The following is a 13,034-nucleotide window of genomic DNA, read 5'->3' as shown; positions in this document are numbered from 1 at the left end:
AAATAGAGCCAGCTTAAAATATGGACCATATTTATACGTTAATTTGTATAATATTTAACACTTGAATCATGAAACTGATTGCACTGCTCCTTTTGATTGCAATACCGCTGCAATGGGAAACCGATTTTGAGGCCGCAAAGAAAACTGCCAAAGACAAACACCTACTGATACTGCTTAATTTTTCCGGATCCGACTGGTGCACACCGTGTATAGCCACTAAAAAGGAGTATTTTGAAAATGAAGATTTCCTGAAAATGGCAAACGGCAATCTTGTTATGCTTAATGCCGATTTTCCTCGAAGAAAAAAAAACCAGTTGTCACCCGACCAGGCAAAAAAGAATGACGCCCTGGCTGAAATGTATAACAAAGGCGGGCACTTTCCTTATACCCTGCTGCTTGATGCCAACGGGAAGGTAATTAAGACTTGGGACGGCAAACCTAATGTACCGGTTGAAAAATGGACAAAGGAAATCAAAGCCCTTTGTGATGCCAACAGAAAGTAATACGGTGTAATGGAAGCTTATTCGCATTCGCTTAAACTGATGGGGAACAATTTTACCATCACTGTTGTTGACGAAAATAATGATGCTGCACAGCTGCATATTGATACAGCCATTGCAGAAATAAAGCGAATAGAGAAGCTGCTGACTACCTTTAGCGATGAAAGCCAGACAAGCCTGATTAACCGCAATGCCGGGATACATCCCGTAAAAGTGGACCGTGAAGTGTATTCGCTTATTGAAAGGAGCATCGGTATATCTGCAGTAACCCAGGGAGCCTTTGACATTACTTATGGGAGCCTTGATAAAAGCCTTTGGAATTTTGACAGGCAAATGACCTCGCTACCTACAAAGGAAGAAGCGCTGCAAAGGGTACACCTGATAAATTATAAAAACATTGTGCTGGACCCCGAAGAAGGAACTGTAATGCTCAGGGAAAAAGGGATGCGTATCGGCTTTGGCGGAATAGGAAAAGGATATGCGGCCGAAATGGCTAAAAACCTTCTTATTGCCAACGGGGTACAAAGCGGTATCATTAATGCCAGTGGCGACCTTACCGCCTGGGGTTTGCAGCCATCGGGCCAGCCTTGGCGCATAGGCATATCCGACCCGGACAGCCCTGAAAAATTTTTTTCTTACCTCGCTGTTTCAGGAAAAGCAGTAGCGACTTCGGGCAATTATGAAAAATTTGTAATGATTGGCGGAAAAAAATATTCGCACACCATAGACCCAAAAACAGGATTGCCGATATCAGGCATAAAAAGTGTCACTATAATAGCCGAAAATGCCGAGTTTGCCGACGCCATGGCCACACCGATAGCCGTGATGGGCATAAAAGCCGGATTAAACCTGGTTGACCAGCTTGCCGGCCTGTTTTGCATCATCATAGACGACTACAACAACATGTATACTTCAAAAAATATTAACCTAAAGTAAAACAACATGAAATTCCCTGTAACAGTGCTTCTTGGTGTTTTTTTAGTTTCCTGCACTTCGGTGAAGGAGTACCAAAAAAACAAAATCAATGATGCCGAAATGGCTTTATCCAGCCGTAAAGTACAAAAAACGGAACTCAGCTTTGAATCCTACCGTGAGGGTTCTTCCGGTGCCAACGGAGGAAAGAGCGGTGGCGGATGCGGCTGTAATTAATAACCCTGACTAATTCAACTTAGAAATGAAACGCATTTTTATAACAGGGTTTGCCCTGATGGGATTGCTTCGTGCAGCTGCACAGGATACACCTGCCGACTCTACCGCATACAAAGAAAAAAAGCTGAAAATCGAGGAAATCAACCTCATTTCCAGCTACTACAGGCAGGATGGCAATAATGCCGTGGTAACGGGCGGCATCGGTTCTGAAAAACTCACCGATATATCCAACGCGCTGGATGTAAGGATCGTAAAATATGGCAGTACAGGCATCAAGCATAACTTTGATGTTGAGATAGGTGTCGACCAATATACCTCTGCCTCCTCAGACAGGGTTGACTTACAGGCCAACTCGTCGGCTTCATCATCTGACATCCGTTTTTATCCATCCGTAAACTACACCCGCGAGAACGAGGAAAAAGGCACCCTCTTTGGTGCGGGCGTTTCGTCATCAACAGAATACGACTACCAGTCGTTTGGAGGAAATATCAGCTACTCTGCAAAAACCAAAGACAGGAACGGGGAATTTACCGCCAGGCTGCAGGCTTACCTGGACCAGGTAAAGCTGGTAACCCCCATTGAGCTAAGGTCTGCCATAGGCTATGGCGGAACCGAAGCGCGCAATACCTTTGCCGGATCATTAAGCTACTCGCAGGTAGTAAACCAGAATTTCCAGGTAATGGTACAGGCCGATATAGTAACGCAGCAGGGCTACCTGAGCCTGCCGTTTCACAGGGTTTATTTTACGGACGGATCCGTACACCAGGAAAAACTCCCCGATAGCCGCTTTAAGCTTCCTGTTGCCCTGCGGGCCAGCTACTTTTTAGGCGATAACATAATCATAAGGGCCTATTACAGGTATTATACAGACGACTGGAACCTCTCTTCCCATACTGCCGATATTGAAATCCCTGTAAAGCTCTCGGCATTTTTCTCGGTAAGCCCTTTTTACAGGTATTATACACAAACTGCTGCCAAATATTTTGATGCTTACAAGAAGCACAGCGGCCTTGAAGAATTTTACACGAGCAACTACGACCTCTCCAAATTTGACAGCAGCTTCTTTGGTATGGGCTTCCGGTTTACTCCTGCCAATGGCGTATTTGGCATAAAGCATTTTAATGCGCTTGAACTTCGTTATGGGCATTATGCCAGGTCTACACAGCTTACCTCGGACATTGTAAGCATAAACCTGAAATTCAAATAAAATTGTATTGCTGCAAACAGTCCTTTCAACTGCATCAGGGCTGTTTGCAGTTATTATATCTTCCCTGCATTCCTCCTTTATGATACAGTCCCGGACAGGCTGTATTATTTTTTCAATAAATATTTGCATAGCCCGCGCCACTATTAAAAAAAGTAGTAATTTAGGTTATTTAACCGATCATAAAATGCTTGATAAAGTAATCGTAGGAAGCGAGGAATGGTGCTCTTTCCCCCAGCTTGGCATTCACGCCATTAAGGCCCGTGTAGACTCGGGCGCTAAGACATCGGCGCTGCATGCCGTGAACATAGTACCTTTTGAAAACGAAGGGGAAAACTGGGTAAAATTCGACATTAACCCCATACAAAAAAACATAAAGACAGTAATTCACTGCCAGGCGCCCCTTGTAGATAAGCGTGTGGTAAAAAGTTCGAGCGGTTTTCGGGAACAGCGCTATGTGATACGCGCCGAAATACAGGTGGGCGAATTGCGATGGGAAGTAGAGCTGACGCTTACCAACCGCGACTCGATGGGTTTCCGGATGCTGCTTGGGCGCGAAGCCATGAGCGGCAGGATATTGGTAGACCCTGAGCAAAAATATGTGCTGGGCCAGCCCACCCGCGAAAAGCTGCAGGAATATTATGACAAGGGCGAAGAACCCAAAAGCGGGCTTCGCATAGGGCTGCTGGCAAGCAACCCGGAGCTGTACAGCAACAAGCGCATTATGGAAGCAGGCGAAGCCCGTGGCCACGAAATGCACTTTTTGAGCCTGAAGGACTGCTACATGAAACTGGATGCACACACACCCGAAATACACTACCGCGGCGGCAAGGTGCTGAATAATTTTGATGCCGTAATACCCCGAATCAGGCCGAGCATGACCTTTTACGGCTGTGCGCTGACCCGCCATTTTGAGGCACTAAAGGTATTTTGCCTTAACTCTTCGATGGCCATCAGCCAGTCGAGGGACAAGCTGTACTCCCTGCAATTGCTGCTGAATAGCGGCGTAGATATCCCAACCACGGGATTTGCCAATTCCCCGCTGGATACCAACGAACTGATAAAAATGGTGGGCGGTTCGCCGCTCATCGTGAAGCTGCTGGAAGGCACACAGGGCAAGGGTGTAGTTTTGGCAGAAACCAAAAAAGCGGCCGAGAGCGTTATCAATGCATTCAAAAGCCTGAATGCCAACATACTGGTGCAGGAATTCATAAAGGAAGCCAACGGGAAGGACCTGAGGCTTTTCGTCATTGATGGCAAAGTGGTTGCAGCCATACAACGTGAGGCGCTGCCGGGCGAGTTCCGGGCGAACATCCACCTTGGCGGTACGGCATCGGTAGTAAAAGCCACCATGGAAGAAAAGAAAATAGCCATTAAAGCTGCAAAGGCCATGAACCTGAAGGTTGCCGGCGTGGATATTATCCGTTCGTCAAAAGGCCCTTTGTTATTAGAGGTAAACTCCTCCCCCGGCCTTGAGGGCATTGAGGGTGCAACCAACAAGGACATTGCCGGCGCGATGATAAAGGCCATCGAGAAGAACTTTAAGTGGAAGTTGTAGGCACTGTCATTCGAGCGGAGGAACGGAGCGTGGCAATCTTTCCTCAGTAAAACCGGGAATTTTTGAATAGAAAGATTGCTTTGTAGTACCTCCCTGCAATGACTGAACGTAAAATATAACACATGGGAATAGCATCTAAAATAATAATAGGGCTTGTAGCGCTCATCCACCTGTACATTATGTGGCTGGAGATGTTCGGCTGGATGACGAGGGCACGGAAAGTCTTCAGGAGATTACCTGCCGACATGTTTGAAAAAACAAAAGCCATGGCGGGCAACCAGGGATTGTACAACGGCTTCCTGGCCGCGGGCCTGATATGGTCGCTGCTCATCTGCTGCAATGCTGAGTGGAGCGCCAATGTAGCGATGTTCTTTCTGGGGTGCGTTTTTGTTGCGGGTGTATATGGCGCGCTGACTGTGCAGAAAACCATATTGTATGTACAGTCGGTACCGGCATTGCTGGGCCTGCTGGCGGTATATTTTAAATTGTAAAAAACATGATTATGAAATATTGGGTTATAATAGTAGTAGTGTTAGTTGGCCTGATGATAACCATTGCCGGGGCATTGTTTAAGATAATGCATTGGCCGGGGGCCAGCCTGATGCTGATTGTGGGGATGGGTTTAAAAGCATTGGGAATATTACTGCTTCTAATCAAAGCAGTAATGGCGAGGAACAGCAATTCACTATTAAAACAATAATGTATGATCAGAAAAATTACTTTATTCTTCAGTTGTATACTATCCGTTTCGGCATTTGCCCAGCAAACGGGATGCACCAAATTTAAGAACGGAACGTTTAAGGTCACCGACCCTGCATCAAAACAGACCTGTATCATTACCCGTGACGGCAATACCCAAACCGAAAAGATGGAAGCAAGTGATGAGACATACGATTTTGATATCGTATGGATAGACGACTGCACCTATACCGTTACCCCTACCCCTGCCACCGCCGCCCGGAATAAAGAAGTGCTGAAAGCCGGGACTATGACCGTGCGCATCATCAAGGCGAAAGACAACTCCTATACCCAGCGTGTTACCGTGGCTACCAACCCAAAGTTCAGGCGGGTGGACGAAGTGTTTTTGGTTGAAAGCAAATAATCTGCATTTGCCATAATTACGGAGATGATTCTTACGTTTCTGTAAAAAGCACTGATTATGAAAGCAAACAACATTGTGAGGGTTTTGGCGGGGCTTAGCCTGTTATTGCTATTTTGCCCATTTTTTGAAATGTGTACCTTTGAAAAAATGGCAATTGCGGAAACTGACATAGTTGTAACCGATTCGATTGCGGCCTCAACCAATGCCGTAGATATCAGTGAGGTAATTACAGATGACACCGAAACTGACGACAATTCAAAAAGTAATTCGGAAACAATAAGCGGTTGGGAGTTTGCCGTATTTCCCTTCAAAGATTTTCCAGATGATTTCTTCAACTTCTTTCTGTTTTTTACGGGATGTGGTCTGTCATCGATAGCCATGATGATATGCTCGCTTTTTGGCAAAGCGAAGATAGTCCGTACTTTTGCGTGGCTTTCAACTGTCCTTGCCATATTACCGCTGGTTATTGTACTTATAGATAATGGCGACCCCGCATTTATGAGTGATATCCGTTTTGGTTATCCCTTGTATATCATTAATTCAATTGCTATTATTGTATTGGCTAACAAAGCAATAAAACAGCATGCAGTTTAAAGAGATCCATACCGAACGCCTTACCCTCCGCGCCATTACGCCGGACGTGTATGACTACATCCACAATAATTTTGGCAACACAGAGCTGATGGAATTCCTGGGACTGGCTTCTGCCGAAGACCTCGCCGTGGAGAAAGAAAAGTACAGTAAGGGCTACGCTACGCACAATCGGACCTTTGTGCTTTTCCAGCTTATTGATAAAAACACGGGCAGGATCATTGGCGGATGTGGCTACCATACGTGGTTCCCTAAGCACAACCGCGCCGAAATAGGTTATGACCTTAAATATGAGGAGGACAAGCGCAAAGGCCTTATGACCGAGGCCTTAAAGGCGGTGCTGGACTATGGCTTTACCGAAATGGGGCTGCACCGGGTAGAGGCATTAGTAGCCGATTACAATGAGCCATCCCTCAAACTATTGGATAAGTTCGGGTTTGCCTTTGAAGGAACGCTGCGGGAGCATTACAATGTTGGCGGCGTCATGGAGGATTCGGTGATGTACTCGTTGCTGAAGCATGAATTTAAAAAGCCATAACATGAAAAAGTTTCTTTTCTTCCTTACGATAGTTGCTTTTGCGAGCTGCTCTGCGGGGTACCACACCATTGACGGCGCTGCCCTGCATGCCGATGAGATCACGGCAATAAGCCAAAAGCTATTCGCACAGGGCAATGACGATTGGGAACTGCCATTTAAGGCAATCGATGAGCTTGAGCTGACCCGGGAGGAGAAAAAACTATTGGGGCGCAAGCTGCGTTATACGGAAGCCATGCTCGTATATGATGATATGTTTAAAAACGGTAATGACAGCCTGGTTGTTTTTTTCCACGATCCGTCTATTGCACACCAACACGCTATTTTAGTGGATATGAAGAAAATTCCCCGCAAAAGAATGCCGGATGGCTGTGAAAGGGTTACAGGCAGGGTATATTACAGCAAATCGGCAGGCGGTCTGCGTACGGCAAAAATCTTTAATTAATGGCAAAACCAAAACTTTCCGCTGAAGAACAAGTAACTGAGTTCATTACAGCTTCCGGGCATCCGCTAAAAGATGTAATGCAGGAACTGCGTACCTTTATATTGGCGGTAAGCCCTGTAATAAGCGAGCACATCAAGTGGAATTCGCCCGCTTTTTACTATAATGGCGAAATGGCCCCGTTCGACCCAAAAGAATATAAGAGGGATATTGTTGTGTATAACGTACGTAAGCCTGGGGAGATTTTGCTGATATTCCCCACAGGTGACAAATTGCATGACACTACCGGCATCCTTGAAGGTAAATTTACAGATGGCCGGAGGATGATTACCATAACCGGTATGGAAGACCTTTCAACTAAAAAAGAAAACCTGCACGCTTTAATAAAGCAATGGTTGCAGCTCATAGAAATGTAATATGGACATAGCACAACTACAGCAACTTTGCAAAACATTTCCGGGAATGACAGAAGACATCAAGTGGGACGACCACCTCTGCTTTAACGTAGGTGGCAAGATGTTCCTGGTCACCTCGCCAGACAGCGTGCCGCAAAGCGCATCGTTTAAAGCTTCGGATGAAGATTTTGAAGCGCTCACGCAGCGCAAAGGTTTCATTCCGGCACCTTATATGGCACGATACAAATGGGTGCTTGTGGACGACATCAAACGCCTCAGCAAAAGCGAATGGGAAAGGTATGTTCAACAATCCTACCAACTCGTCCATGACAAGCTGCCCGCAAAAGTGCGTAAGGAAATTGCTTCATAAAACTAAACCCAATGAGTAGACAACTGTTTTCTTTTCTTTGCCTGTTATGCTTTGTTATGTCTAATGCCCAGATAAAAGGCACTATCATCGACAGTGAGACCAAACAGCCCATCCCGCTGGTCAACATTTGGGTGGTTGGCGACGATACAGGCACTACTGCCAATGAACAGGGAAACTTCGAACTTAAAGAAACGGACGATTCCAAAACCCTGCTCTTCAGCGCAGTGGGCTATGGCGATGTGAGCATTAAAATCATCGATCTGAAAAGCACTGTTATAATGTCGCCCAAAGCCATTGAACTGAATGAAGTTGTAATCCGGCAGAAAAAAGAAAAGATATTCCGGACCATAAATGCACTGGAAGATGAAGAGGAGACTTATTTTGCATCTTCCACTACAGTAAAGCCACGAATGATCGCCAGGCTGATACCCAACCGCAGCGAATATGACGGAACCCCTTTCATTAAAGATGTCACTTTCATTACCGTAAGCCGCTCTCCTGACTCCAAATTCAACCTGAGGCTGTATTCGGTTGCAGAAGACGGAAGCCCCGGCGAATTGCTTTATGACAAAAACCTTATTTGTACGGTGAAGAAGAACAAGCGCATTAGCACTATTGATCTTTCATCATACAACTTAAAAATGCCGGAAAAAGGCTTTTTTGTAGCAATAGAATGGCTCATCATCGATAGTAACCGGTTTGATCTTGTTTCACTGAAATATGGAAAAGCGCTCGACCGCAAAGACAAACATTATAACATTTACTATGACCCGCCATTCAAATGTGCCTATACAGACAAGGCAGGCGCGCAATGGCTCTATGAAAAAGGGGCCTGGAGCAATAGGCAAAATAAGCACAACAATAAGTACTATAACTTTTTTGCCGAGGTAACGCTGTCGGATTAATAATAGCCCCAAAGATTTTAAAAACCTTTAGGCTGGCTAATGCTATTTAAGCCGGATTACTCAAAAATGCTCTGGTCTATCTCCATACTATTAAGAAATGCGATGGTATTTTCAATATCATAATGCAGTATGCGGTCTTCGGTAACAAGCGGTACCTCTTCCCTGTAGGATTTAAGGAACATTTCGACAAAATCGCTGGATTTCAATGGCCTCCTGAATTCGATGGCCTGCGAGGCATTCATCAATTCGATGGCAAGTATGCGCTCGAGGTTATTGATGATCCTCAGTGCCTTGGTCGCGGCATTGGCTCCCATGCTCACATGGTCTTCCTGGCCGTTGGACGACACAATGCTGTCAGCGCTGGCCGGAGTGGCAAGCTGCTTGTTCTGGCTCACGATGCTGGCAGCAGTATATTGCGGTATCATGAACCCTGAATTTAGTCCCGGATTGCTTACAAGGAATGGCGGGAGGCCGCGAAGGCCGGAAATAAGCTGGTACGTCCGCCTTTCGGATATACTGCCCAGTTCGGCCAGTGCTATGCCAAGAAAATCGAGCGTTAATGCCAGTGGCTGCCCGTGGAAATTACCACCGGAAATGATCTGGTCGTCCCCAACAAAAATATTCGGGTTATCGGTAACCGAGTTGATCTCGGTACGGAACACTTTTTTCACATAGTCGATAGTATCCTTTGTCGCCCCATGCACCTGAGGTATGCAACGGAACGAATAGGGGTCCTGCACGTGCTTTTTAGGCTGTTTAATGATCTCGCTGTCCTCCAACAGTTCGTTAAAGCGCCTTGCGGTCACAATTTGTCCTTTGTGTGGGCGAATGATATGGATCAGTTCATTGAAAGGTTCTATGCGTCCATCAAAACCTTCGAGTGATATGGCACCGATAACATCGGCAAGGTAGCTGTATTTTACAGACTTTAGGAGAATATACACCCCGTAGGCGCTCATAAACTGCGTGCCGTTGAGCAATGCCAGCCCTTCTTTGGATTTTAGCTCAATAGCCTTCCATCCCATTTTCCCGAGCACTTTGGCGGCAGGCTGGCGAAAACCATCGGCATATACCTCACCCATTCCCAACAATGGCAGTGACAGGTGTGCCAACGGCGCCAAATCGCCCGATGCGCCCAGTGAACCCTGCTCGTATACTACCGGCAGTATGTCGTTGTTATAAAAATCAACAAGCCTTTCCACTGTTTCCAACTGCACCCCGGAATGGCCGTAGCTGAGCGACTGTATCTTTAGCAGCAGCATGATCTTTACAATCCCGGCAGGTACCTCATCGCCCGTACCGCAGGCGTGCGACATTACCAGGTTCTCCTGCAGTTTGGTGAGGTTCTCGTTGGAAATTTTTACATTATACAGCGAACCGAAGCCTGTGTTTATACCGTAAATGGCGTCTTCATGCGACTTCATCTTCTCGTCAAGGTACATGCGGCACCTTTCGATATTGGCACGCGCCTCTTCAGACAAGGCCAGCTTTTTATCCTGGGTAAGGATAGCGTTCACAATTTCAAGGGATAAGCTTTCGCTGCTGATATAATGTATAGTTTCCATTTTACAGTATGGTTTGAGGCATCAAAATTCAATAAACAATAATTAAAAAGCAAGGTTTTTGATAAGTTTTGAATGAATCCGCTTCCCCACCTACATTCTATCTGTAAACGCTGTCATCATTTATTTTACTAACTTCGCCATACTATAATCTAATTAATGGAAGGCGCCATCATTTCAAAACGGCAGTTGCTTATAGCATTATGTTCAGTGCTGCTATTTTGCAGGCCATCTGCTTTTTCCCAGGCTATGGAGGAGTTTGGCATTGCAAAAAAGTTTGCCGGAACCTACCAGATCGATTCGGCATATGCCCACATGCAAAAAGCCATACGTGGCAGCAGTAAATCTTCAGATCGAACCAAAGCCCTTCTATACCTGCATTATGGCAAGCTGCTCAAACTAAAGGAAAAGACAGACAGCTCTTATATTTACTTTAATAAGGCCCTTAATATATATACAAATGACAATAATATTGACAGTGTTCTTTTTGTAACTGCTTCGATTGCCGAAGTATTCCGCTTCAGGGATAACAAAGAGCAGGCAATGCATTACATAAAGAAAGCAGGAAAACTGCCCAATTTAAAAACACCGCCCGACATACTTGCCTATTATTATAACCGGCGCGCAGCAATCGAAAACCAGTTCGGATCCAACACCCTGGCACGAAGCCTTTCGGAAAAAGTGATCGCGATGCAGCAGGAGGTTACAGATAAGGAAATCATTGTGTACAGCTATAATGAGTTGGGCGCCATATATGAATATGCCGACCGTGCAAAGAGCATGGCCTGTTACAATGCCGCACTGGCATTATCTGAAAAACATAATTTATTGATAGCCAAAGCAAACATATTGGTAAACCTCAGCAGGCTGGCAACAAATCTGGACGAGAAGATACATTACCTGGAAGAGGCCTACTCCCTTAGCAGGCAAACCAGCAATATGGATATGCGTTTCAAGATAAGCAACCTGCTGTTTTGGCCTTATAAGGAAAAAGGCGATTTTAAAAAGGCTTTTGAGTACTGTTATGAAGCCTTATACCTGGAAGAAAAAATGTACGACTCCAGGGCACTGGCCCGTACTGCCGAAATTGAACGGAAATACAACCTAGAAAAAGCCGAAGAAGATCTCAGGTACAAAAGCATTGAGGTAAAAAGCGCGCAAAAAACCATGATTTTTACCATAATTACAACCGCACTCGCACTGATTGTACTTTTGGTTGTTGCCTATTTTTACAGAAAGACATCTAAAAGCAACAAGATGCTGGCAGAACTGTCTACCGAAAATGAATTCCTTTTGAGCGAGGCCAATCACCGCATCAATAACAACCTGCAGCTCATTACAATCATGATAAGCGATGAGTTGCGCAAGCATCCCGAAAACCAGGGCCAGCTAAATAAGGTTCTTTCAAAAGTAGAATCAATAGCGGTACTGCACAGGCATCTTTACAAATCGGCAGATAAGCGCCATATGGATGTGGGCAAGTACCTTAATGAAGTCCTTGATAATTTTCATGATGTTTTTTCAGAACAGGGTGTCAAAACAATGCTTACCATTGAAAATATTTACCTGCCTAATGAAGAGGCAATATATATGGGGCTTTTGGTAACCGAACTTTGCATCAACACGCTTAAGCACGCTTTCGAAAGTCAGGAGGATAAGCAGGTAACATTCAAATTCACCTTTCAGGATGACAATATGGTGTTTCTTTTTTCGGACAACGGAAAAAATGTACGCGGCAAAGAAATTAACCCATTACTGGTACAACGGCTTTGCAGGCAGTTAAAAGTTAAATGTACTATTGATACAGGTAATGGTTTTTTGTTTTACTTTGATAAAAAATTAGAATTGTAGATGTCAGTTGCAGATACCGTAAAAATACTTATTGTAGAGGATGAAGTGCTCATTGCCGAATATGTAAAAGAATTGCTTGAAGATGATGGCTTTACCAATACCAAACTTGCCCATGACCGTGACGAAGCAATGATGTTTTTTCGTTCCTTCTGCCCTGAAGTGATATTGATGGACATTAATATCAATGGCCGTGATATGGGCATCGAGCTGGCAGCGCAAAAAAATCCCGGTGCCGATGTAATTTTCCTTACTGCGCAAAACGACCTTGCTACAATGCAAAAGGCGCTTGCTACAAATCCGCAATCCTACCTGACCAAACCGGTACGAAAAACAGACCTGATGGCAGCCATACAGCTGGTATTGCAAAAAAGAAAAGACCGTTTCCTGAATATTAAGGATGGATACGGTATCATAAAAATAGCCCAGGAAGACATATTATACATTAAAGCCGATAATGTATACCTCGACATCCATACGTCAAAAAAAACCTATACCATCAGGCAGACACTTGAAAAATTCATGCTTGAGCTGGATCCGTCCCTGTTCGGGAAAACACACCGCTCTTATGTAGTAAACAGGGCAGCGGTTACGCGTGTCAGCAGCAAGGCTATTTATATAAACAGCCTCGAAATCCCCCTGTCAAGGAACTTTTCCACCAACTTCTGATCCATTCGCATACAAAGTCGTGCATTTCACAACATAAAACCATTACCAATAGGCTAACTTTCTATTTTTGGTATGAATTTTAGTAATTGTGAAAAGCCACGCCTGCACATAAACTTACGCCATTATTTTTTGTTGTTGCATTCATGACATCGGGGTCCTTTACGCTATAACAGGCTTTGTTTACTTTCTTCCCTCCCTGCAGGC

17 protein-coding genes are annotated in these 13,034 nt (G+C 45.0%); 16 read left to right on the top strand and 1 reads right to left on the bottom strand.

The annotated features are described in order from the left end of the window. The first annotated feature begins 68 nt into the window (after positions 1–68). The 14 genes from OGH69_RS07545 (at position 69) to OGH69_RS07480 (ending at position 8,751) form a co-directional block, all read left to right on the top strand. Complete coding sequence (locus tag OGH69_RS07545; protein ID WP_265173848.1) at positions 69–503, top strand: thioredoxin family protein; 435 nt, start codon at positions 69–71, stop codon at positions 501–503. A 9-nt stretch (positions 504–512) separates the two neighbouring features. Beyond that, a complete protein-coding gene (locus tag OGH69_RS07540; RefSeq protein WP_265173847.1) occupies positions 513–1,436 on the top strand; it encodes an FAD:protein FMN transferase in 924 nt (307 codons plus the stop codon). 6 nt (positions 1,437–1,442) lie between these two features. Then, complete coding sequence (locus tag OGH69_RS07535; protein WP_265173846.1) at positions 1,443–1,649, top strand: DUF4266 domain-containing protein; 207 nt, start codon at positions 1,443–1,445, stop codon at positions 1,647–1,649. A 25-nt stretch (positions 1,650–1,674) separates the two neighbouring features. After that, positions 1,675–2,856 (top strand): DUF3570 domain-containing protein, encoded by a 1,182-nt coding sequence (locus tag OGH69_RS07530; protein ID WP_265173845.1) that lies wholly within the window; start codon positions 1,675–1,677, stop codon positions 2,854–2,856. A 184-nt stretch (positions 2,857–3,040) separates the two neighbouring features. Continuing rightward, a complete protein-coding gene (gene rimK / locus OGH69_RS07525) occupies positions 3,041–4,411 on the top strand; it encodes a 30S ribosomal protein S6--L-glutamate ligase (protein ID WP_265173844.1) in 1,371 nt (456 codons plus the stop codon). A gap of 122 nt (positions 4,412–4,533) precedes the next feature. Next, positions 4,534–4,902, top strand: coding sequence for a DUF1304 domain-containing protein (locus tag OGH69_RS07520; protein WP_265173843.1), 369 nt, complete (start codon positions 4,534–4,536; stop codon positions 4,900–4,902). Between the two features lie 11 nt (positions 4,903–4,913). Next, positions 4,914–5,111, top strand: coding sequence for a GldL-related protein (locus OGH69_RS07515; protein WP_265173842.1), 198 nt, complete (start codon positions 4,914–4,916; stop codon positions 5,109–5,111). Positions 5,112–5,114: 3 nt separating this feature from the next. Further along, positions 5,115–5,513, top strand: a complete 399-nt coding sequence (locus tag OGH69_RS07510; protein ID WP_265173841.1) for a hypothetical protein — start codon at positions 5,115–5,117, stop codon at positions 5,511–5,513. 57 nt (positions 5,514–5,570) lie between these two features. Next, positions 5,571–6,107 (top strand): hypothetical protein, encoded by a 537-nt coding sequence (locus tag OGH69_RS07505; RefSeq protein ID WP_265173840.1) that lies wholly within the window; start codon positions 5,571–5,573, stop codon positions 6,105–6,107. Further along, on the top strand, positions 6,097–6,642 hold the full coding sequence (locus OGH69_RS07500; protein ID WP_265173839.1) for a GNAT family N-acetyltransferase: 546 nt from the start codon (positions 6,097–6,099) through the stop codon (positions 6,640–6,642). The genes OGH69_RS07505 and OGH69_RS07500 overlap by 11 nt, the downstream gene beginning before the upstream one ends. 1 nt (position 6,643) lies before the next feature. Then, a complete protein-coding gene (locus OGH69_RS07495; protein ID WP_265173838.1) occupies positions 6,644–7,084 on the top strand; it encodes a hypothetical protein in 441 nt (146 codons plus the stop codon). Further along, on the top strand, positions 7,084–7,497 hold the full coding sequence (locus tag OGH69_RS07490; RefSeq protein ID WP_265173837.1) for a DUF1801 domain-containing protein: 414 nt from the start codon (positions 7,084–7,086) through the stop codon (positions 7,495–7,497). The genes OGH69_RS07495 and OGH69_RS07490 overlap by 1 nt, the downstream gene beginning before the upstream one ends. A gap of 46 nt (positions 7,498–7,543) precedes the next feature. Further along, entirely contained in the window at positions 7,544–7,846 is a 303-nt protein-coding gene (locus OGH69_RS07485) for an MmcQ/YjbR family DNA-binding protein (RefSeq protein WP_265173836.1), read from the top strand. An 11-nt stretch (positions 7,847–7,857) separates the two neighbouring features. Then, complete coding sequence (locus OGH69_RS07480; RefSeq protein ID WP_265173835.1) at positions 7,858–8,751, top strand: carboxypeptidase-like regulatory domain-containing protein; 894 nt, start codon at positions 7,858–7,860, stop codon at positions 8,749–8,751. Positions 8,752–8,807: 56 nt separating this feature from the next. Here OGH69_RS07480 and hutH read toward each other — a convergent pair whose 3' ends face one another. Next, positions 8,808–10,316 (bottom strand): histidine ammonia-lyase, encoded by a 1,509-nt coding sequence (hutH, locus tag OGH69_RS07475; protein ID WP_265173834.1) that lies wholly within the window; start codon positions 10,314–10,316, stop codon positions 8,808–8,810. A gap of 156 nt (positions 10,317–10,472) precedes the next feature. On the opposite strand from hutH, the gene OGH69_RS07470 reads away from it, so the two are divergent. Together OGH69_RS07470 and OGH69_RS07465 are read left to right on the top strand one after the other, a co-directional pair. After that, on the top strand, positions 10,473–12,164 hold the full coding sequence (locus tag OGH69_RS07470; protein WP_265173833.1) for a sensor histidine kinase: 1,692 nt from the start codon (positions 10,473–10,475) through the stop codon (positions 12,162–12,164). Continuing rightward, on the top strand, positions 12,165–12,830 hold the full coding sequence (locus OGH69_RS07465) for a LytR/AlgR family response regulator transcription factor (RefSeq protein ID WP_265173832.1): 666 nt from the start codon (positions 12,165–12,167) through the stop codon (positions 12,828–12,830). It abuts the gene before it with no gap. Positions 12,831–13,034 lie beyond the last annotated feature (204 nt).

This window comes from Flavobacterium sp. MFBS3-15 (assembly GCF_026107645.2).
Taxonomy (GTDB): Bacteria; Bacteroidota; Bacteroidia; order Flavobacteriales; family Flavobacteriaceae; genus Flavobacterium.
The sequence above is the reverse complement of the archived record's forward strand: the minus strand, read 5'-3'. Positions and strand labels throughout refer to the sequence as shown.